This window comes from Pseudomonas moraviensis subsp. stanleyae (genome assembly GCF_036283065.1).
Lineage (GTDB): Bacteria > Pseudomonadota > Gammaproteobacteria > Pseudomonadales > Pseudomonadaceae > Aquipseudomonas > Aquipseudomonas stanleyae.
Map to the genome: position 1 here is coordinate 551,892 of NZ_JAADJI010000002.1, position 21,347 is coordinate 573,238.

The 21,347-nt window shown below is 59.3% G+C and carries 18 protein-coding genes and 2 pseudogenes; 6 read left to right on the top strand and 14 right to left on the bottom strand.

Going from position 1 to position 21,347, the window contains the following annotated elements:
* Positions 1 to 92: 92 nt before the first annotated feature.
* The 6 genes and pseudogenes from GXB78_RS04845 to GXB78_RS04870 all read right to left on the bottom strand — a co-directional run.
* Positions 93 to 326: pseudogene (locus tag GXB78_RS04845) on the bottom strand (spermidine/putrescine ABC transporter substrate-binding protein PotF); the annotation flags it as partial.
* A gap of 160 nt (positions 327 to 486) precedes the next feature.
* Positions 487 to 720 (bottom strand): annotated as a pseudogene (locus GXB78_RS04850) (spermidine/putrescine ABC transporter substrate-binding protein PotF); the annotation flags it as partial.
* 174 nt (positions 721 to 894) lie between these two features.
* Positions 895 to 1,980, bottom strand: a complete 1,086-nt coding sequence (locus GXB78_RS04855; RefSeq protein WP_329514539.1) for a polyamine ABC transporter substrate-binding protein — start codon at positions 1,978 to 1,980, stop codon at positions 895 to 897.
* 55 nt (positions 1,981 to 2,035) lie between these two features.
* Positions 2,036 to 2,380, bottom strand: coding sequence for a cupin domain-containing protein (locus GXB78_RS04860; protein WP_039761535.1), 345 nt, complete (start codon positions 2,378 to 2,380; stop codon positions 2,036 to 2,038).
* 31 nt (positions 2,381 to 2,411) lie between these two features.
* A complete protein-coding gene (locus GXB78_RS04865; RefSeq protein WP_329514540.1) occupies positions 2,412 to 3,818 on the bottom strand; it encodes an NAD(P)/FAD-dependent oxidoreductase in 1,407 nt (468 codons plus the stop codon).
* Between the two features lie 52 nt (positions 3,819 to 3,870).
* Entirely contained in the window at positions 3,871 to 4,686 is an 816-nt protein-coding gene (locus GXB78_RS04870; protein WP_329514541.1) for a helix-turn-helix domain-containing protein, read from the bottom strand.
* A 265-nt stretch (positions 4,687 to 4,951) separates the two neighbouring features.
* On the opposite strand from GXB78_RS04870, the gene GXB78_RS04875 reads away from it, so the two are divergent.
* Positions 4,952 to 5,224 carry a DUF1652 domain-containing protein gene (locus GXB78_RS04875; RefSeq protein ID WP_039761582.1) on the top strand — a complete coding sequence of 91 codons (273 nt, stop codon included), beginning with the start codon at positions 4,952 to 4,954 and terminating at the stop codon, positions 5,222 to 5,224.
* A gap of 49 nt (positions 5,225 to 5,273) precedes the next feature.
* Here GXB78_RS04875 and GXB78_RS04880 read toward each other — a convergent pair whose 3' ends face one another.
* Positions 5,274 to 7,748 (bottom strand): UvrD-helicase domain-containing protein, encoded by a 2,475-nt coding sequence (locus tag GXB78_RS04880; RefSeq protein ID WP_329514542.1) that lies wholly within the window; start codon positions 7,746 to 7,748, stop codon positions 5,274 to 5,276.
* 258 nt (positions 7,749 to 8,006) lie between these two features.
* Here GXB78_RS04880 and GXB78_RS04885 point away from each other — a divergent pair, with 258 nt between their 5' ends.
* Complete coding sequence (locus GXB78_RS04885) at positions 8,007 to 8,702, top strand: pirin family protein (protein ID WP_329514543.1); 696 nt, start codon at positions 8,007 to 8,009, stop codon at positions 8,700 to 8,702.
* Between the two features lie 54 nt (positions 8,703 to 8,756).
* Here GXB78_RS04885 and pgm read toward each other — a convergent pair whose 3' ends face one another.
* The 4 genes from pgm to GXB78_RS04905 all read right to left on the bottom strand — a co-directional run bounded on the left by pgm (position 8,757) and on the right by GXB78_RS04905 (position 14,999).
* Positions 8,757 to 10,403, bottom strand: coding sequence for a phosphoglucomutase (alpha-D-glucose-1,6-bisphosphate-dependent) (gene pgm, locus GXB78_RS04890; RefSeq protein ID WP_329514544.1), 1,647 nt, complete (start codon positions 10,401 to 10,403; stop codon positions 8,757 to 8,759).
* Positions 10,404 to 10,511: 108 nt separating this feature from the next.
* Positions 10,512 to 11,912, bottom strand: coding sequence for an aminotransferase-like domain-containing protein (locus tag GXB78_RS04895; protein ID WP_329514545.1), 1,401 nt, complete (start codon positions 11,910 to 11,912; stop codon positions 10,512 to 10,514).
* Positions 11,913 to 11,961: 49 nt separating this feature from the next.
* Positions 11,962 to 13,428, bottom strand: a complete 1,467-nt coding sequence (locus GXB78_RS04900) for a hypothetical protein (protein ID WP_329514546.1) — start codon at positions 13,426 to 13,428, stop codon at positions 11,962 to 11,964.
* 548 nt (positions 13,429 to 13,976) lie between these two features.
* Positions 13,977 to 14,999, bottom strand: coding sequence for a zinc-dependent alcohol dehydrogenase family protein (locus GXB78_RS04905; protein ID WP_329514547.1), 1,023 nt, complete (start codon positions 14,997 to 14,999; stop codon positions 13,977 to 13,979).
* A 270-nt stretch (positions 15,000 to 15,269) separates the two neighbouring features.
* Here GXB78_RS04905 and GXB78_RS04910 point away from each other — a divergent pair, with 270 nt between their 5' ends.
* The 3 genes from GXB78_RS04910 (at position 15,270) to GXB78_RS04920 (ending at position 17,051) form a co-directional block, all read left to right on the top strand.
* Positions 15,270 to 16,184: a LysR family transcriptional regulator gene (locus GXB78_RS04910; RefSeq protein WP_225926638.1), complete on the top strand. Its 915-nt coding sequence runs from the start codon at positions 15,270 to 15,272 to the stop codon at positions 16,182 to 16,184.
* A gap of 193 nt (positions 16,185 to 16,377) precedes the next feature.
* Positions 16,378 to 16,668, top strand: a complete 291-nt coding sequence (locus GXB78_RS04915; RefSeq protein ID WP_329514548.1) for a type II toxin-antitoxin system ParD family antitoxin — start codon at positions 16,378 to 16,380, stop codon at positions 16,666 to 16,668.
* A gap of 2 nt (positions 16,669 to 16,670) precedes the next feature.
* The gene (locus GXB78_RS04920; RefSeq protein ID WP_329514549.1) at positions 16,671 to 17,051 is read left to right on the top strand and encodes a type II toxin-antitoxin system RelE/ParE family toxin; all 381 of its coding nucleotides are present in this window, start codon (positions 16,671 to 16,673) and stop codon (positions 17,049 to 17,051) included.
* Between the two features lie 77 nt (positions 17,052 to 17,128).
* Here the strand turns inward: GXB78_RS04920 and GXB78_RS04925 are convergent, their stop codons facing one another.
* The 3 genes from GXB78_RS04925 to gcvA all read right to left on the bottom strand — a co-directional run bounded on the left by GXB78_RS04925 (position 17,129) and on the right by gcvA (position 19,728).
* The gene (locus GXB78_RS04925) at positions 17,129 to 17,890 is read right to left on the bottom strand and encodes an SDR family oxidoreductase (RefSeq protein WP_329514550.1); all 762 of its coding nucleotides are present in this window, start codon (positions 17,888 to 17,890) and stop codon (positions 17,129 to 17,131) included.
* 29 nt (positions 17,891 to 17,919) lie between these two features.
* A complete protein-coding gene (locus tag GXB78_RS04930) occupies positions 17,920 to 18,747 on the bottom strand; it encodes a DMT family transporter (protein ID WP_329514551.1) in 828 nt (275 codons plus the stop codon).
* A 75-nt stretch (positions 18,748 to 18,822) separates the two neighbouring features.
* Positions 18,823 to 19,728 (bottom strand): transcriptional regulator GcvA, encoded by a 906-nt coding sequence (gene gcvA, locus GXB78_RS04935; RefSeq protein ID WP_329514552.1) that lies wholly within the window; start codon positions 19,726 to 19,728, stop codon positions 18,823 to 18,825.
* A 358-nt stretch (positions 19,729 to 20,086) separates the two neighbouring features.
* Here gcvA and mexE point away from each other — a divergent pair, with 358 nt between their 5' ends.
* Entirely contained in the window at positions 20,087 to 21,340 is a 1,254-nt protein-coding gene (gene mexE / locus GXB78_RS04940) for a multidrug efflux RND transporter periplasmic adaptor subunit MexE (RefSeq protein WP_039761553.1), read from the top strand.
* The last annotated feature ends 7 nt before the right edge of the window (positions 21,341 to 21,347 follow it).

A 21,347-nucleotide genomic window follows, 5' to 3' on the forward strand; every position in this document is an offset into this window, starting at 1 on the left:
GACCTGTCAACAATGACAGGTGCAAATACTGATTTTTCGTGATAGCTCTCGCTAACGCTGTAACGCCGGGCGCTTTAGCGCCCGCTAGACGATCAGCTACCGGTACGGATCTTGTTCCACACCCGCGTGCGAATCCGGTCGATATTCAGCGGCATCGCCTCCAGCGCGAACAGCTTGCCCATCATTTCCGGGCTCGGGTAAACCTTGGTGTCGTTCCTGATCGCCGGATCGATAAGGGTGTCCGCCTGTTCGTTGCCATTGCCGTAATGCACGTATCTGCTTATCCCGGCCATGACGTCGGGGCGCAGGAGGTGGTTCATGAAGGCGTCACGGTACCAGTGCATTGAGATCAACTCCGCAACGTTATCTGACCGTAGGAGCTGACGAGTGCAACGAGGCTGCGATCTTTTGACTTTGACCTTTTGAAGATCAAGATCAAGAGATCGCAGCCTCGTTGCACTCGTCAGCTCCTACAGGGGGCGCGGTTCAGCTACCGGTGCGGATTTTGTTCCACACCCGCGTAAGTATCCGGTCGATATTCAACGGCATCGCCTCCAGCGCGAACAGCTTGCCCATCATTTCCGGGCTCGGGTAAACCTTGGTGTCGTTCCTGATGGCTGGCTCGATAAGAGTGTCCGCCTGTTCGTTGCCATTGGCGTAATGCACGTAGTTGGTTATCCCGGCCATGACGTCCGGGCGCAGCAGGTAGTTCATGAAGGCGTCACACTTGCAGACAGCGGTGCAAGTGCTTTGAGATCAACTCCGCAACGTTATTTGACCGTAGGAGCTGACGAGTGCAACGAGGCTGCGATCTTTTGACTTTGACCTTTTGAAGATCAAGATCAAGAGATCGCAGCCTCGTTGCACTCGTCAGCTCCTACAGGGGACGGAGGGTCAGCTACCGGTACGGATTTTGTTCCACACCCGCGTACGAATCCGGTCGATATTCAACGGCATCGCCTCCAGCGCGAACAGCTTGCCCATCATTTCCGCGCTTGGGTAAACCTTGGTGTCGTTCTTGATCGCCGGATCGATGAGCGTGTCCGCCTGTTCGTTGCCATTGGCGTAGTGCACGTAGTTGGTTATGCCGGCCATGACGTCCGGGCGCAGCAGGTAGTTCATGAAGGCGTAGCCGGCCTTCTCGTCCGGTGCGTCGGCGGGCATGGCGACCATGTCGAACCAGATCGCCGCGCCTTCCCTGGGAATCGCATAACCGATCTCGACGCCGTTCCTGGCCTCCTTGGCGCGGTTCTCGGCTTGCAGGATGTCGCCGGAAAACCCGACGGCTACGCAGATGTCACCGTTGGCCAGGTCGCTGGTGTACTTCGAGGAGTGGAAGTAGCTGACGTAGGGCCGCACTTTCATCAGCAACGCTTCGGCTTTTTTGTAGTCCTCGGGGTTCTTGCTGTGGTGCGGCAGGCCGAGGTAGTTGAGCGCCGCCGGGAGCAATTCCGGGCCATTGTCGAGGATCGCCACGCCGCACTTCTGCAGCTTTTCCATGTACTCGGGCTTGAAGATCAGATCCCAGGAATCCACCGGCGCATTGTCGCCCAATACCGCTTTGACCTTGGCGATGTTGTAGCCGATGCCGGTGCTGCCCCACAGGTACGGGAAGCCGTGCTCGTTGTTCGGGTCGTTGGTCTGCAAGGCCTTGAGCAGCGCCGGGTTGAGATTCTTCCAGTTCGGCAACTGGCTCTTGTCGAGCTTCTTCAGCGCCCCACCCTGAATCTGCCGCGCCATGAAGTGGTTCGACGGGAACACCACGTCGTAACCGGATTTGCCGGTCATCAACTTGCCGTCGAGGGTTTCGTTGCTGTCGTAGACGTCATAGGTGACGCCGATGCCCGTGTCCTTCTGGAAGTTCTTCGTCGTGTCCGGGGCGATGTAGTCGGACCAGTTGTAGACCTTGACCGTCTCGGCCGCGTGACTGACGGAAGCGGCCAGCAGCAGAGGCGCCAATGCGAGGGTTTTCTGGATCATGGGGCGATTCCTGTATGGGCTTTTTTTGTTGGCAGGCAATCAAAGGATCGAACAATCAGAAAATCAGCACGTAGCTCTTGCGCACGGTTTCCTGGATGTCCCAGATCCCGAGCGTGTTGGCTGGCAACATCAGTGCGTCGCCGCCTTGTATGTGCAGGGTTTCGCCGCCACCGTCGGGGGTGAAGGTGCAGCGCCCGGAGATGAAATGGCAGAACTCCTGCGCGGTGATCTGCCGCCGCCAGCGGCCCGGCGTGCATTCCCAGACTCCGGTTTCAACGCCGTCGTCGCGCTCGACACTGGTGGTCGAGGCAATTGCGACGGGCTCGCCGAGGGGCACGGCGACCGGATTGGATTCCTCGAGCTTGAGCGTCGCGGTGTTCTTGAATTGGGTGATGCTCATGGCGTGTCCTGTTTATTGAGGTAAACGACGTTCAGTGCATGAATCCTTCCATGAACCCGGCGACCCGGCTGGCCAGCTTGCGCCGCCACGGTGCCGTGGCCGGGTTGGCCAGGGTCTGGTCTTCGTGCACGAAACTTTTGATGATCGCGTTGTAGCCCAGCCAGCGGCATGGCTCCGGCTCCCAGGCGCGCAGCGCATGAATGCCGCCGTCGGGCAGCACCCACGGTTGCTCGGTCAGTTCGCTGTCGCGCTCCAGAATCAGATCGGCCAGGGTGCGTCCGCCGAGGTTGCTGGCACCGACACCTTCCCCGCCGTAACCGCCAGACAGAGCGATGCCATTGGCACGATCGCAGAGCATGTGCGGCTTGAAATGCCGCGACATGCCGAGATTGCCGCCCCAGGCGTGGGTGATCTGCACGTTTTTCAGTTGCGGGAACAGTTCGCCGAACAGATAGCGGCGCAGCTCGACTTCATCACGGGTCAGGTTGAAGTCATGACGCAGCTTGCCGGCGAACTGATAACCACCACGGGCGCCGAAGATCAGACGATTGTCGGCACTGCGCTGGCCGTAGGTGACCTGACGGCTGAATTCACTGAAGGCCTGGCCGCGATTGAGGCCTATTTCATCCCAGGTCGCAGCGGACAACGGCTCGGTGGCGACGATCAGACTTTGCACCGGCAACTGATAGCGGCCCAGCGGCGGCAACGTCACCGAATAACCTTCCACGGCCGGGACGATCCAGCGGCTGCGCACGCTGGCTTTGGCGGTGCGCAAACTGCCGGACTGCCAGTGGGTGACCGGGCTGTTTTCGTAGATTTTCACCCCCATGTTCTGCACGGTCCGCGCCAGACCTCGCACCAGTTTCGCCGGGTGAATGGTCGCGACATGGGGGGCGAAGATGCCGCCGTAGGGCTTAGCCACGCGGATCTGTTGGGCCAGTTGCTCGGGGCTGAGCCAGCGGTAGTCGTTGTCGGTCAGGCCTTGAGCGTGCAGCTTGCTCAGATAATCGCGCAGGACGGTTTCCTGCTCGGGGTATCGCGCAGCACAGTAAAGCACCCCGCCCTTGCGGTAATCGCAGTCGATACCTTCGCGTTCGAGGACGATCTCCACTTCATCCGGAATGCTGTGCAGCAGGTCGAATGAGGCGCGGCGCTGCTCTGGCGACACCCCGGCCAACAGGCGATCCTCGCCGAGCAGGTTGCCCATCAGCCAGCCGCCATTACGGCCGGACGCACCGAATCCGGCGGTTTGCGCCTCGATGATGGCGATATCCAGGCCGGGCGCGTGTTTCTTCAGGTAGTACGCCGTCCACAGTCCGGTATAACCGGCGCCGATGATTGCCACGTCGACGTCCAGGTCCCGCTCCAACGCAGGCCGCGCCAGCAGCGGCTCATCGAGCTGATCCATCCACAAACTGATCGTGCGCCACGCCGACATCCCAGACTCCGCCATTGAAAACCTTCGATGGCGTCGATCCTAGTGGTTGCCTTCAGTGGCTGTCTTGCGCGCGTGCCCGCAGAGAAATTTGTTTGGCATACGCCTTGGGCGACTGGCCGGTGTGCTCGCGGAAGCATTTATAGAAAGCCGACAACGAGTTGAACCCGGCGGCAAACGCCAGCTCATCGACGCGCAACGGCAGCGTGGCGCGGTCCAGCGTGCGCAGCAAATGTTGCAGGCGCGCCTGATTCACGTAGCGATAGAAGCTCTGCCCCAGCACCTGGTTGAGCAGATAGGAAATCTGATTGCGACTGTACCCGCACTCCTTCGCCACCCGTTGCAGGTCAAGCTCAGGATCCAGATAAGGTTGCTGCTTTTCGAAATACTGCTGCAGGTCTTCGGCCATGAAACTCAGTTGCCGCGGTGACAGACCGAGACGACTCACCGCCGGGCGCTGGCTCGGCGTCGCGCTACCGTCGGCCTGGGTACGCACCAGCGAGGCATATTCATTGACGCGCCAGATCAAGCCGTCCTTGACCGTGATCGCTTCGCTGGAGCGGAACGACACCAGGCCATCGCCGCCGCGCAAGGTCACCTCGTACTGAATGAATGCGGTGTTGCCATCCACCCGGATGCGGTCGCAATGTTCGAGCAGTTCGTCGGATTCTCGCGGCATGCTCACGCGCACGTATTCGCGCAACTCATCCAGGCCGAGCACGCGATTCTGAAAAAAATCGTTGTACTGGATATCGGCGTGATAAAGCGCCATGACGCTGTCCAGATCCCGATGCTTCCAGCTCAGGTGATAGCGCATGACCGTGGCGGCCGTGGCCTGGGTCTGTTCTGGGCCGTCGTCATCGGCGTGCATAAGCGGCTCGGCGAAAAAGAACCGAGCTTGCCCAACTTCCTCTGCCGCTTCAATGAAAAATCCATGGTGGCGTTTTGGCGATAATCGACCAGCCAGTGACTTACATCAAAAAATGCGAATCAATCGCTAAACGGACTGAAAAAACTCACAGTTTTTTCACACACGGATGCTACTTTTAAAGCTCAAGCACTGGTTGAGCCAATGAAGGCTCTTCCCACCTAACATGAGCAAAAGGAAGCGCTCGATGAAGCAGGCGGGCAACACCATGAATAAAGGGTTCAGCAAAGTCACCTTCCCCAACGCCTGCCAGCTGATGCGCTGGCATTTTCATCCAATGGGTTTCGAGGCGACGATGGATGCGCCGGGCAGCATGATCGCCCGTCTGTTCGACCGTGCCAGCGGCGAAACCATGATTGCCATCGCTGGTATTCCCTGTGCGACGGTAATGAACGCGGCGGATGTCGAGCGAATCATCGAAGCCATCGAGGATGAGCTGGAAGCTTTCACTCCTCCGGAGTCTCTGAAGAATTACGCCTAACCTACTGATTTAAAACAAAAAGCCCGCAGCGATGCGGGCTTTTTATTGCTCAGGCGCTGGCCTTTTCGGTTCGATGATCGACAAAGAATGGCTTGCCCTTGGCAACCCGATCCGAGGCTCGCGGCATGTTCACCGCTTGGGTTTCCTGCGGTTCGACGTACCAGTAGCAATGGCTGACGGCCCGGGTGATGCCTACGTAAGCCAAGCGCAGGATTTCGTCCTTTTGCGCACTGTCATATGGCTCGCTGTCGCCGGTTTTACCCAGTCCAGCCATACGATAGACCTGATTCTTGTACGGCGAACTCGTCAGGTGCTGACAGTCGCCCAGCAGAAACACTGCATCGGCCTGCAAGCCTTTGGCACTGTGATAGGTCAACTGTTTCAGCCGCCTGGCCTCGTATGGCAAGCTCGAATCGACATTAAGTACTGGCTGAATATGCTGTTCAATCAATACCTTATCGCTGCCTTTTCGATAGAGCATCAAGATTGAATCGCCCCGTCGATAATGCTCGGCGAGGCGCTGACCGAGCCCTTCATCATCACGCTCAAGCACATTCACCGGGTGCAGCGGCTTGGACTCACCACTGGCCTTGGCCTTCTTGCCCGCGATCGCCGGCGCTGCGCGAACAATGTGTTCGGCGGCATCGATGATGTGCTGATGGCTGCGGTAGTTGTCGCTGAGCATGACCCGCGTTGTGCTCGGCGAGGGGAATTCCTTGTTGAATTCCATGAAATAGCTCGGCGAACTGCCGCGCCAGCCGTAAATCGATTGCCAGTCATCGCCGACACACAACAGCGACGAGCGCTGGGCGCCTCGCCCGACGTGCATGGCCGGGCCGCGGCTGCGAACTTCATTCAGGCTGGCACGAATCCACGAAACGATCTGCGGCGAAACGTCCTGGAATTCATCGATCATCAGATGCGCCATGGGCCGCAGCAGCTCATCGCTGAGCAGCTTGAGGTTTTCCGGTGAATGCTCGCTGAACAGCGCAAACATGCGGTTGTAGGTCATCACGGGCGGTTTCTGATCGAGCAGATGATCCTCGAACGCGCGCCAGAACAGGCTCAAGGCCTCGAAGAAAAACCGGTCGGGATCGTCCTTGGCGAAGCTCATGCGGCTGACCGCGTCCGGCACATCAAGGCCAAGATTTTCGATGAAGCCTGCTGCGCCGACGAAACAATCCAGCAATGGTGCCGATGCCAGCTCGCCTTTGACCTTGTAATCGAAGCCAGGACCGGCGCTGGCATCGCCGGCCAATGTCGCCAGAACACGTTTGGAGGATTCGTAACTATCCAGCCATATCAATGGCTTGCGACAGAAAGCTTGAAACAGAGTGCGCTTGACCGCCCATTCTGCACGGACACTCAACTTGGCATTGGCGCGGCTGAGCTGGGCGTTCTCCCTCGGATCGAAGCCCAGGACCACCCAGGCATCAAGGCTGGGAATATAACCGTGACAGTGGAACGTAGAGCCGTTGATCTCGAACGTTTGCCGATTGGGCTCGATGCCTTTGATCGGCCACGCACCTGCGCGAAACCACAGATCCTCGATGACGTCGCACAGTTCTTCATCGCGCTTGGCCGCGAGCTCGGTCACCGCCATGCGCTTCTGCACATCGGGATGATCGCGTTCCAGCTCCTTCAATTGCAGCCCGGCGCGGGACAGCGGCTGGATCAACTGGCGGAAACGCTCGTCGTCGTTGAACAAGCGGTGATAGCAGGCATTGAGTTGCTGTCGCTGCGCATCGTTGATGCGCAGGTCAAACGGATTGCTGTCGACCTCCTCTGCGCCGCTTTGCGGGCGATCGCTGAGATTTTCGAAGGCCTGCAAACGCTCGAAACCCGGCAGGCTGCGGACCATCGGCAGAATGCGTGAGTGAAAGGTTCTAACCAGTTCGCGGGCCTGTTTGAGGTTCAGCGGCTGGCCCCACAGCGTGAAGATTTGAATGAGTTTGTTGATGAAGTCCTTGCGCGACTCACGGGTGAAGGTCACTACGGTCATTGAATCCAGCTCAAAACCCAGATAATGGCTGAGCAAGAGAATCCGCAGCACCAGCGTGGTCGACTTGCCAGCGCCGGCACCGGCCACCACCGAGGTGGACGGCGTGTCGCTGAAGATCATTTTCCATTGCGCGACACTGGGCTGGGCGTGGGCCGGGAGCAAACGGGCGACGTCAGCCTTGATGCGTTTTTTCAGTTCCGCTGTCAGCGGCAGGCGCCAGTCGTCAAACAGGTTGTTGTCAACGCTGGGCGGGCGATGCTCGGTATTGCGGATGTCGCGGATCAACAGGACCTGGCGGCCCTCTTCCAACCCCTCGAGTTTGCCTTCCTTGAAACCGTACTCGACGCCAGCGGTGTGGCCGCTGCGAAAGCCGTCAGCTTGCCCGTGCAGCCACGAGGCGCGGTGCTGGGCGCGCAGCTTGGTCAGGCCGTGACCGAAGAATCGCGCGGCCAGACGCTTGAACCAGGGCATCTCGGCCAGTGGCCGTAGTTCAGGGGGAAGATCGGGTGTGTGTTGCGCCACGCTGAGGGACTCCAGGGTGTGAGGCTGTGGCGGCTATGGTGGCTGGATTTGCTCATGAGTTCTAGCGAAATGCTTACAGGTCATCGGTTTAGGCGACGAATTGAAAGTCGGATGAAATGATTCCGCGGCGCCTTCCCATCTAATTACCTGATCATGATGCGGCAGTTTTTGCGCTTTTTATCGATGATTGCCTGATAGATGATCGTCGTCATCAACCACGGGGCCCGCCCCCTGACGAACCCTATCAAGGAGACGATCATGCTTGAACTCAGACCCTTCAGCTCGCTGGGCGGCGCCCATCACGGGTGGCTGGACGCGCATCACCACTTTTCATTTGCCGAGTACTACGACCCGCAGCGGATGAGCTGGGGCAATCTGCGCGTGTGGAACGATGACATCATCGCCGCAGGCACCGGTTTCCCGCAGCATCCACACCGCGACATGGAAATCATCACCTACGTGCGTGAAGGTGCGATCACCCACCAGGACAATCTCGGCAACAAGGGCCGTACCGAAGCGGGCGACGTACAGGTGATGAGCGCCGGCACCGGCATCGCCCACAGCGAATACAACCTTGAGGACAAGGAAACCAAGATCTTCCAGATCTGGATTCTGCCGACTGAAACCGGTGCCCCTCCATCCTGGGGAGCCAAGCCGTTTCCCAAAGGTGAGCGTGAAGGCTTTGTCACGCTGGCCAGCGGCAAGGCTGGCGACGATGAGAGCCTGCACATTCGCGCCAATGCACGTCTGGTCGCGGCGAACATCAAGGCCGGTGAAACTGCCGAATACCGTTTGGACGAGGGACGTCGCGCCTATCTGGTTCCGGCCACTGGCGTGATCGAAGTCAACGGTTTGCGTGCGCAAGCGCGCGACGGTGTGGCGGTGGCACATGAGCAAGTTCTGACGGTCACGGCGATCGAAGACAGCGAGATCGTGCTGGTTGACCTGGCCTGATCCGCAGGCAATAAAAAAGGGCAACCATCACGGTTGCCCTTTTTCATGCGTGCATCACTTGGTGGAAATAGCGCCATCCACCAGGGTTTGCGCTTCGGCCACCAGTTGCTTGAGGTGGTCGTCGCTGATGAAGCTCTCGGCGTAGATCTTGTAAATGTCTTCGGTGCCCGACGGACGCGCGGCGAACCAGCCGTTTTCGGTCATGACTTTCAGACCGCCAATGGCCTGATCGTTGCCCGGTGCATGGCTGAGGATGCTCTGGATCTTCTCGCCGGCCAGCTCGGTCGACGTGACCTGCTGCGGCGACAGCTTGCTCAGCAGTGCCTTCTGCTCCGGGTTGGCCTTGGCATCGACGCGTACCGAGAACGGCTCGCCCAGTTCATCAGTCAACGCGTGGTAGGCCTGGCTTGGATCGCGCCCGGTGCACGCAGTCATTTCGGCGGCGAGCAAGGCTGGAATCAGCCCGTCCTTGTCGGTGCTCCATACGCCGCCATCCTTGCGCAGGAACGAGGCGCCGGCACTCTCTTCACCGCCAAAACCCAGCGAGCCATCGAACAGACCGTCGGCGAACCACTTGAAGCCGACCGGCACTTCGTACAGGCGACGGCCAAGGCGCTTGGCCACGCGGTCGATCAGGCCACTGCTGACCACGGTTTTGCCGACAGCAGCATCGGCGCGCCATTGCGGACGATTCTGGAACAGGTAGTCGATCGCCACCGCCAGATAGTTGTTCGGCGCAAGCAAACCACCGGACGGCGTGACGATGCCGTGGCGGTCGTGATCCGGGTCGCAGGCAAACGCCACGTCGAAACGCTCTTTCAGACCAATCAGGCCCTGCATCGCGTGGCTGGAAGATGGGTCCATGCGGATCTGGCCGTCCCAGTCGACCGTCATGAAACGGAACGTTGAATCGACCTGTTTATTCACCACTTCCAGGTCCAGGCGATAGTGCTCAGCGATCGCTGACCAGTAGCGCACCCCAGCTCCGCCCAGCGGATCGACACCCAGACGCAGCTTGGCGTCGCGAATGGCATCGAAATCGATGACGTTGATCAGGTCGGCGACATAGGTGTTCAGGTAATCGTGACGATGGGTCGTGCTGGCCTTGAGCGCTTGCTCGTAGCTGATGCGCTTGACGCCGGCCAGTTTGTTCGCCAGCAGCTCGTTGGCCTTGGCTTCGATCCACTTGGTGATGTGGGTATCGGCCGGGCCACCGTTGGTTGGGTTGTATTTGTAGCCACCGCTTTGTGGCGGGTTGTGCGACGGCGTGATGACGATACCGTCAGCCAGGCCGGAGGTACGGCCGCGGTTGTAGCAGAGGATGGCATGGGAAATTGCCGGGGTCGGCGTGTACTCGTCACCTTCGGCGATCATCACCGTTACACCGTTGGCGGCGAGGACTTCCAGTGCGCTGGCGCCGGCCGGGGTCGACAAGGCATGGGTGTCGATGCCGACAAACAGCGGGCCGGTAATGCCCTGGGCTTCACGGTACAGGCAGATCGCCTGGCTGATGGCCAGAACGTGCCATTCGTTGAAACTCAGATCGAAGGAGCTGCCGCGGTGGCCCGAGGTGCCGAACGCCACTCGCTGGGTAGAAATCGCTGCATCAGGCTGGCCGGTGTAATAGGCCGTAACCAGTCGCGGGATATCGACCAACAGTTCTGCTGGTGCCGGTTTGCCCGCAAAAGGACTGAGTGTCATGCAAAAACCTCTGAAATCGGAGTGGTTCAGGAAATGCTGCGCAGTTTACTGGCAGTTTGACCACTGTGCGACGGGATGTATCCAAACATCGCCCGATGTTTTTTAACGTTATTGACCGGGCGACAGGCGCAAGGCATCGCCGAGCAAGCCTATGACACCCGGCAGATCCCGCTCGCCATGGTGCAACGCGCTTATACGCAGATGGTCCGCATGCAGACCTTGCAGGCTGAACAGCTCGCCGGGGGCGACGATGATCTGTTGCTTGAGCAGTCGATGAAACACATTCGCCATATCTACCGGACGTAACGAACGCACCCATACCGTCGCCCCGCCCTGCGGCTCGACTATCTGCAGCGTATCGCCAAGACGTTCGTGCAATATCTGAATCAACCCGGCTCGCCGCTCACCCAGCATTCGCCGCAGCACGGATAAATGCTGATCAAGCCGCCCACCATTCAACAGCCGCGCAATCGCCTTTTGGCGGATAGGCGACAAGCGAAACGCGCGCAGCAGAAAATGGCGTTGCAACTCCTCACGCCAGTAACGCGACAAGACAAAGCCGAATGGCGCTTCAGCACCGATGAATTTCTCGAAAGTGGAAAATACCAGCAGACGCTCAGGATCAAGCCAGCTGCGCAACCGCTGCGAATCATTGCGCTCGTCAAGCTCGCTGTAGCAGTCGTTTTCCAGCACCCAAATGCCATGTTGATTGAGCAACTGCGCGGTGGCCTGCTGATGCTCATGGGTGAGCCCCTTGCCGTGGGGCATGCTCAACACCGAAGACAACAGAACCAGACGTACCGACTCGCTCGCGAGCAGTGATTGCAGTGCCGACAGATCAAGCACGCCTTCGACCATCAATGGCCATTCGATCACGCGCACCCCGGACGATTCGAGCAGGCGCAATATCACCCAGTCGCAAGGGGATTCGACAATCACAGTAGCCTGACGCAATTCAAGCACCGAAATCAGAATCTCCAGGACCCCACGCAAATCGGCGCCGATATAGATGTCATCAGCGTGCCAGAAATGCTCTGTCGAGCTTGTGTACCGCGCTGCCAGCGCAACCCGCAACTCCAGCTCACCGCAAGGTTGCACGAATGTCTGTAGCTGACGCGGATACTGACGCAAAAGCTCACGTTCCATCGTCAACAACGGACTGTCCAGCGGTTGCAACGAGGCCGGTTCGTCGGCGCTCAACACACACATCCCGGGACGTCTGGCGTTGACGTAAACGGTCTCCAGCAGATCATTGCCGTTACCGGGTACATCAATGCTGAACAGCGCTTGCGCGTAATACCCTGACTTGGCTATCGAATAGACTCGACCTTCCTTTTCCAGAAGCGAATAGGCGTATTGCACTGTTGAGATGGACACATTCAGGCGGTCTGCCAGTTGTCGCAAGGAAGGCATGCGTACCGCCGCACCACCTCCGGCATCATCAATCAGCGTGGTCAGATATCGATAAACCGCCTGATAAACAAAGTCGTTGTCCCGCGCGCCTTTCACACCCTCATTTCCGTAGATATTGGCTGACAATCCAGGCTCTGGCACACCGTCAGCGTTCCGTCGACCGCTCGAACGGCATGGCCGAACCCGCCTCATCCGAACCCGCACTCTGCGAGGCGAATTGCGCAGGCGCATGAATTTGCACAGGGCCCATTGCATAGAGACGGATCACCAGCCTGACTGGCAACCCGCTCACTTCCGTTATCCACTTCAAAACCTGCTCCGGCGCGTGCAAGCCTTGCATGGCGCGGTGCAGGTCAGGCATGGCGACCAGCATGCCGGGGTGACAGTTGCGCAGGAACCGCTCGAGACCTTTGCCGTTGTCGATGAACGGGGCGAACAGCAGGCACGCCAACTGTGTTTCGTTCAATCCGAAACCATTGATCAGGTAGTCCTCGGCAAGCGCCCGCAGCTGCTCTGGCCCGCCGGCATTGTCATAACTGGCCAGCAAGTGCTCGCAGACAGGCTCGGCGACCTGCTTTCGCCGCATGTCGGCCAGCGTGTGACGGACGTAATCGTCGATACCCGCGTCATAGGCACGCCCCTCGATATAGTGTGCGTACAACCCTCGTACATGCGCCGAAATCAGAGGGTCAGCAAACACCGCTTCGCCCTGGTACAGCGCGAGGTCGTCAGGTTCATAACCGAGAAATTCGCCCAGCAGCGGCCAGCGGTCCTCGATTTTGCCGACCATCATGTCGTTGATGTCGATAAAGCTTGTGCGCCGGCAGGCTTCGAACTCACCTTCCGGGCGCCACGCCATGCGGTCATCATCGGCACGCAGTTCCCGGTAAAAGTCATCACCGAGCCCGTCGAGCAGTGGAAAAAGCGTTTCGAATCCGGCATCGACGAGCCCGGGACCGGCTATTGCCACTCGCTGCATCGCACGGTTCAGGCCTTCGAGGAAGTGTTGCTGACCGCCTTTGGTTTCAGTGCTGATCATGGCGTCGACACCATTGTTCCAGCGGGCGATCTGGCTGTAATACTCGGCCGTCGCCAAATAGGCGTCATCCCATAATTCAGGCGTTTCAAGCCAGGTGCGACAGTGCCCGACCAGCAGCAGATTGACTCGGCTGGCCTCTCGCCCTTCATCGCTGACAGACGTGCGGTGGTCGAACGGCAGCACCTCTCGGTTATCCACCATCAGCACCTCGACCCGCGGATCGTCATAAAGGAACAGTGCGCTGTAGCTGCGATGCAGATTTTGCAGGGCGAGCGGGCTGTCGCCATTCCAGCGCAGGGAAGCCACGCGCAACTGGAAGGTCGCCGGAGCACGTCCGGCAATGGTCAACTGCGCGGCCCGCAGCAAGGCCAGGGTGTAGCAACCGTCGCGCAGGCCGGACTGATGCACCAGCACCTTGAACTGCCCTATGTTTTCCATGCCCCCAGCGGCCACCACCAGGCGCTGTATCAGCAACTGCAATGCCGTGCGCTCGGCTCGGGAAAAGAAACTCAGCAGACGCTGCAGTACTTGCTGATAGACATAGTTCATTGCCTGATCATGGATCGTGCTCATCGGTATTTACCCGGTATCAAAAGTTTCATGCCGCGCAGACATGACGATGGGCGCGCGACAATTGGATCAATAAGTAATAGACGCTGAAATGCTAACACTTACAAAGTTGTAGTTATTTGAAACACTTCACCTGAAGAAAACCTTCGGAATGCCAGGGCACACGCTCAACCACCCGCATTCATTGGCCTTTCTCCATTCGAAAATGATCCGAGGAAACTTCCCACAACGTCCCACGACAAATCATTACAAGAAAAGAAGAAGCAACTTCCGAATCGCCCTACAGCAATTAAACAGAAATTGACGAAGCCAGCAGAGCTAGCGGTTTGATATTGCCCCGGACAAATTGAATGCACAGCCATAGCTCATTCCTTGAGATGAAAGTAATCATTCAATTATCAGTGCTTATAGTGTGATTAGAAGATACAGATGGAAGGCAAAAACCAGTTCAGTTGCTGAAAGGGCCAATGCTGGATACGGGGAGGGTTTACGGACAGCGGAAAATATAAACAGAAAAGAGTCCGTGGGGGCACGGACTCTGATGAGCGGATTTACGCGGTTTCGACTTGCAGTGCGACCCGCTCGCGGCATGGGCATTCGTCCATGTAGCGGTGTGCCTCGACGAACTCGTTGAACGCAAATACACGCGTCTTGAGCGGCAGCAGCACGCGGTCAGCGGTCAACTGGTTGATGTCACGCAGAGCACGCTGCAGAGCGACGTGGTCCTGGACAATGCCCAGCTCGGGCTTGCCGGTGAAGTTGCCGATGCAGTGCACAAAGAACTGGATGTTCTTCTGGAACGCTGCGCAGGCCGGGAAAGGCGTCTGATTACCACCCTGCAGGCCGTACAGAACCAGACTGCCGCGTGGCGCCAGCACATCGCCGAGCAGCGACATCTGCGGACCGCCCAGCCCATCGAAAACCACATCGACGCCGCGGTTGTCGGTGATCTTGTTGATGCGCATCAACAGATCTTCTTCTTCGGTAACGATGACCTTTTCCGCCCCGAGGGACAGCAGGTACTCACGCTCCTCCGCCGATTTGGTCGCCGCGATCACTCGCACACCCAGCGCTTTACCAAGCTGGACAAACGACGGACCGGCACAGTGGCTGGCGTCAGTCACCAGGGCAAATTGACCGGGTTTGACCCGCGCCAGATCCGCATAAGCGAAGTAGGCGATCAGCAACGGCGTGTAATGCACGCTGGCTTCGATCGGGCTGAGCACATCCGGGTAACGGGTCAGCGCCGTGCGCGGCAGGACGATCGACTCGCCATACACCGGGTAATCGTTCGGGCTCTCCGCCGGAAAACTGGCCACCTTGTCGCCGACGGACAGGTCGTCGACATCAGTGCCAACGGCAGTCACCACGCCAGCCATTTCATGACCGAGGCCTGAAGGCAGACGTGCCTGGGAAGACGCCAGATTCTGACGCCACAGGGTGTCGTACCAGCTGATGCCGATCGCCTCGACACGCACCTGCACTTCGCCAGGACCTGGCTGAGCGGCCGCATGCTCTTCGCATTTGAGCACCTCGGCCGGACCAAACTTGTGAAAACGGATCGTGCGGGACATCGCAAACCTCGTCAAAGTAACCTCTAATGCCATGAACTCTATCTGGGCTTTCGACCCAAGACCATCAGTGGCTATTAATAGTCGACATGCCTGTCATTGATTCCGCAGCAGGGGCGGCATTGGCAAAATCCATGAAAAAAGGCCTGCCACCGTCGCAGTAAAGCTGAATTTTCCGGTGCAGAGTACCAGCCTTTCCCCGTAAGATTCATGCCGGCCATTGTTCTCATATGGTCGCCCTCGTCAAGTTTGATGACTCTGCCAGGACTCCAGATGAATCGTAATGACCTGCGTCGTGTCGACCTGAACCTGCTGATCGTGTTCGAAACATTGATGCACGAACGCAGTGTGACTCGGGCCGCGGAAAAATTGTTCCTCGGCCAACCGGCAATCAGTGCAGCGCTGTCGCGTCTGCGCAGCCTGTTTGACGATCCCTTGTTTGTCCGCACCGGCCGCAGCATGGAACCGTCCGCGCGCGCCGTGGAAATCTTCGCCCTGCTCTCGCCGGCCCTCGATTCGATCTCGACCGCCGTCAGTCGCGCCGCGGATTTCGATCCGGCGACCAGCACTTCGGTGTTCCGCATCGGCCTGTCCGACGACGTCGAATTCGCCCTGCTGCCCATGCTGCTCAAGCGCCTGCGCGCGGAAGCACCGGGCATCGTCCTTGTCGTGCGGCGGGTCAACTACATACTGATGCCCGGCCTGCTGGCTTCCGGCGAAATTTCCATCGGCGTCAGCTACACCACCGACCTGCCGGCCAACGCCAAACGCAAGGTCCTGCGCCGCAGCGCACCGAAGCTCCTGCGCGCCGACACCGTGCCAGGCCCGTTGAGCCTCGACGACTACTGCGCCCGTCCGCACGCGCTGGTGTCGTTTGCTGGCGATCTCAGTGGTTTTGTCGACGAAGAACTGGAAAAACTTGGACGCAAACGCCACGTGGTGCTGGCAGTGCCGCAGTTCAATGGTTTGGGGACGCTGCTGGCGGGCACCGACATTGTCGCGACGGTGCCGGATTACACGGCGGACGCACTGACGGCAGCTGGCGGTTTGCGTGCTGAAGATCCGCCGCTGCCGACGCGTACGTTTGAACTGCACATGGCCTGGCGTGGGTCGCAGGACAACGACCCGGGGGAGCGGTGGTTGAGGTCGCGGATTCAGATGTTTTTTGGGGATCCGGATAGTCTTTAGGTCTCGTCGGGCAGGCTGTTTAGCTGATCATTTCCGGCCTTTCATAGGTTGGGGGGATCGGTGGACACTGCGCGATGGGCTCCGACCGTATGAGGCAGTCCGTCATATTCCATTGCAAACGGTGTGCTACAAAGCCAAATGGCATAGTATGCCAATGACCGTAAAAACTGTTTGACCAAAGCTGGAGCTCCTTATGGCGACGCGAAACGTTGTGCTCACCCCTCACCAGGAACAGGTTATCCATGACTTGGTGCAGTCCGGCCGTTATCAAAATGCCAGCGAGGTAATGCGCGAAGGCTTGCGACTGTTGGAGCAGCGCGTCGCCGAAGATACCGCCAAAATCGAGGCGCTGCGTCAGGCGACCTCGATCGGCATCATGGATCTTGAGCAAGGTCGTTTTACTCAGGTGAGCGAAGGGGATCTGGAACTTTACCTCGAGGGCTTGAGCCAAGAGGCCACCCTTCCCACTCGGGAGAAGCATTGAGGATGCAGCGATATCGGATTTCCAACCCCGCGCGCGCCGACATTGTCGACATTCTCAGACTCTCCCAGACCCAATTCGGCGACCAAGCACGCCAGCGCTACAAAGCGCTGATCCTCGCAGCGCTGCAAGCGCTCGCCGAAACGCCTTTTCGCATTGGCAGCCTTGACCGCGATGAGCTTGCGCCAGGCCTTCGCAGTTATCACCTCATCTATTCGCGCCAGCAGGCGAAATCAATCCATGGAACGGTCAAAAGCCCCCGCCATATCGTGTTCTATCGCGTGGCAAACGACGACGTGATCGAGGTCGTCAGACTCTTGCATGACGCCATGGAAGTGCAGTTGCACTTGCCTACGACTGATCAACGCCCTGACCCAATGGCTTGACTGGCAAGAACAGAAAGATAAGGCTCCCGCTTCAAATCTCGAACCAGAACGCCTGTAAGCCTCTTTCCCCACCCGAATTACTTGCCGCCAGTCACATCCAGAAAAGTCCCGGTGACAAACGAGGCCTCCGCGCTGGCCAGCCACAAGATAGCCCGCGCCACCTCCTCGGGCTGTCCGCCACGGCCCATCGGGATCGAATCCTTGACCCGATCGACCCGCCCCGGCTCGCCGCCGCTGGCGTGCATGTCGGTGTAGATATGCCCCGGGCGAATGCAGTTGACCCTGATTCCCTCGCGGGCGACTTCCTTGGCGAAGCCGATGCTGAAGGTTTCCAGCGCGCCTTTCGACGCTGCGTAGTCGACGTATTCATTCGGGCTGCCCAGCCGGGCCGAGGCAGAAGAAATATTGATCACCACGCCGCCTGCTCCGCCATGGCGCTGAGACATGCGCTTGACTGCCTGCTGCGCGCACAGGATCGGCCCGAGAGCATTGACCGCGAAGATGCGTTGCATGCGTTCGAAGCCCAAGTCCTCCATTCGTGACTGTTGCGCCAGCACGCCAGCGTTATTGACCAACACGTCGATACGCCCGAATGAACGATCGATGACCGAGAACAGTTGAGCAACCTGCTCAGGATCGGCACTGTCAGCACGCACCGCCAGCGCCTTGCATCCCAATGCTTCGACATCAGCCACCACCGCCAGCGCGGCGGACTCGTTGGCGACGTAGCTGATGGCGACGTCGTAGCCTTGTGCTGCGGCGAGTCTGGCGGTGGCGGCGCCCACTCCGCGACTGCCGCCGGTGATCAGAATCAGCGGGGCCGGCGAGACTTTATCCATGAGACGTTCTCCTGAGCAGTTGGCCTGTATCAGCCGATGATGATGGCGCCGCTGGCGATAACCACGCATGCGAGCATACGGCGAACGGTGAGTTTTTCGCCGAGGAACAGATAGCCGAGCAATGCCGCGAACAACACGCTGGTTTCGCGCAGGGCCGACACCGCGCCCAGCGGCGCTTCGTTCATCGCATAGATAACGATGGCGTAGGCCAGCAAGGAGACCAGGCCGCCGACCACAGCGGTGAGCATTCCGGGCCGCATGGAAAACAGGCTGCGGGCGTCGCGCATGCAGATATAAACCACCGGCATCATTACGCCCCACAGGGCACTCATCCACACCGTATACGCGAGTGGCGCTCCGGAAAGCCTGGCGCCAATACCATCGACGACACTGTAGGCGGCGATGAAGCAACCGGTGCCCAGCGCATACGGCAGGCTCGGCACCGACAGGCTGCGTCCGCGGAACGCCAGGGAAATGATTCCTCCCGATACCAGGCCAATGCCGAGCAGTTCGCCGGGTGTGATGGTTTCGCCGGCGAACAGTGCGGCGCCGAGAGTGATCAGCGCGGGTGAAGATCCACGGGAGATCGGATAGATCTGCCCAAGGTCACCGATCCGATAGCTGCGCACCAGAAACAGGTTGTAGCCAACATGCAAAAGTGCCGACAGCAGCGCGTAACCCCAGCTCTCGGGTGCCGGCGGGACCATGAAAACGGCGGCGACGGCGCAGACGATGGCGATGGGCACGCACATCATCGTCATAGACCAGAGCCGATCGGCGCCGCCGCGCAGCAGTGCGTTCCAGCTGGCGTGCAGAAGCGCGGCGAACAGAACGAGGAATACGAGTTGGCTGGGCATGCAGCATTCTAGGCATCCCCGGCGCCGGCGTTACAGAGAAGTCTCCTCATTGCAGCATGAGCAATAGCTCATACCTCAACGCTGGGCGCTCTGCACCTTCAACGCCTCGCCGAGCAACCATTCGCGAAACCTGAGGATGTGCGGCTGGGCTTCAAGGCCTTTGGGGCAGACGAAATAGTAGGCCAGCGGCGACTGGAATGGCACGTCGAACAGCCTCACCAGACGGCCATCGCCGATTTCATTTTCGACATGCCCGCTGCGTACCAGCGCCACTCCCTGGCCGAGCAACGCAGCTTCCACCGTCATATTGGTGTCGCCGAACCTGACGCTTTCGCGCAGCGGTAAAAACTCCAGCCCGACGGACTGAAACCACACCTCCCATTTCGGCGCCAGTTCGGCGCCGTCGCGAATGAGTAACGGCATCTGCAGCAACTCAGCGGGACTGTCCGGCCTGCCGACGCGCCGCAGCAATTCGGGACTGGCCACGGGAAACACCTGCTCGCCGAACAGGTACTCCGAGTACAGACCGGGATAATTGCCCTTGCCCAAACGGATCGCGACGTCGGCTTCGCCGCTGGCGAAATGGATGACTTTGTCCGTGGTATCCAGCGATACCAACAGTTCCGGGTGTTGGCGAGACAGGCTCGGCAAGCGTGGCAGCAACCACTTCAGCGCGAACGAATAAGTGGTGCTGACGCTCAGCCGAACCCTGTCCTTTTGCTCACGCAGGTCCTCCAGCGTTGCCTCGATGCTCATGAAAAACTCGCGCACGATCGGCGCCAGCGTCGCCCCCGCTGCGGTGAGGCGTAACGCTTTGCCGCGCTCGAACAATTGCAATCCCCAAAGATCTTCAAGGTGCCGGAGCTGATGACTGACAGCGCTTTGAGTCACGTGCAGTTCCTGCGCTGCAGCAGTGAACGTCGGGTGCCGGGTGGCTACTTCAAAAGCGCGCAGGGTCGCGGTCGGGGGCAGGTCGCGCATAAATAATCGTCCGGGAACGGTGAATGTCGGAGCATGAGGTTACGCTCATGTCAGAGCGAAATTCACCTGGATATTGGCGATTGTTCGGGCAAGCGGGCAACGTGCCGAAACAACAACGAAGCGCTTAATCGTCGGATAATTCTCCGCGTGCAGCTTCGGTCGCAATCATTGCAGATCAGGCAACACAGAATTGCCTTCAGACCAATTGATAGCCGCCTAACGAAAGGTGCATGCTAGAGGGCTGCCTCGGCCCTTATATCATTCCGAATGATAGTTACCTTCGCTTCATTCGATTCGTGCCATCACACCCGCGCCGAGCATCATCCGCCCATCTTCAATACTTCGGCGGATTGCATCCATGGAACAATCACTCAAACATTTGCGCTTCCCGTTGGCCATGCTGGCCGTACTGGTGATGAGCGCCTGCGGCAAAACTCCGGAGACTGCTGGCGCCCCGCCCGCTGCCAAAGTCAGTGTGGCCAAGGTGCTGGAACAACCGGTCAACGAATGGGACGAATTTACCGGGCGCCTCGAAGCGCCGGAAACCGTTGAAATCCGGCCACGGGTTTCGGGCCAGATTGATCAGGTCGCGTTCACCGAAGGCGCGCTGGTCAAGAAAGGCGACCTGCTGTTCCAGATCGACCCGCGTCCGTTCCAGGCCGAGGTACGCCGCCTCGAAGCCCTGGTCGCCCAAGCCCGCGCTACCGCCACTCGCAGCGAAAACGAAGCCGCTCGCGGTGAACGTCTGCGCACCAGCAACGCCATTTCCGCTGAGCTGGCCGACTCACGCACCAGCGCCGCCCAAGAGGCCCGCGCCGCCGTCGGTGCCCTGCAAGCGCAACTGGATCTGGCCAAACTGAACCTGAGCTTCACCCGCGTCACCGCACCGATCAGTGGCCGCGTCAGTCGTGCCGAAATCACTGCCGGTAACCTGGTGACCGCCGACACCACCGCACTGACCAGCGTCGTCTCCACCGACAAGGTCTACGCCTACTTCGACGCCGACGAACGCGTCTTCCTCAAATACACCCAACTGGCCCGCAACGGCCAGCGCGGCGCAACCACGCCGGTGTACATGGGCCTGTCCAACGAAGACGGCAACCCGCACCTGGGCCAGATGAACTTCGTCGACAACCAGGTCAACCCGAAAACCGGCACCATCCGTGGCCGCGCCGTGTTCGACAACGCTGACGGCACCTACACCCCGGGCCTCTACGCTCGCTTGAAACTGGTCGGCAGCGGCACCTACAACGCCATGCTGATCAATGACGAAGCCGTAGGCACGGACCTGGGCAAGAAATTCGTGCTGGTGATGGATGGCGACAACAAGACCGCCTACCGCGCCGTCGAACTCGGACCGAAAATCGAAGGCCTGCGCATCGTGCGCAACGGTCTGAACAAGGACGACACGATCATCGTCAAGGGCTTGCAACGGGTTCGTCCTGGCTCACCGGTCACCCCCGAGGTTATTCCGATGGCCAGCGAGCAGACCCTCGCCGCCCTTGCTCAACAACGTCAAGCGCTGGAAGCCAGCAACCTGCCCAAAGTTGCCCCTGCCAAGGGCGCATCGGGTTCGGCTGCGAAGCTGGCCGCTACGACCCCACGCGGTTAAGGGACGA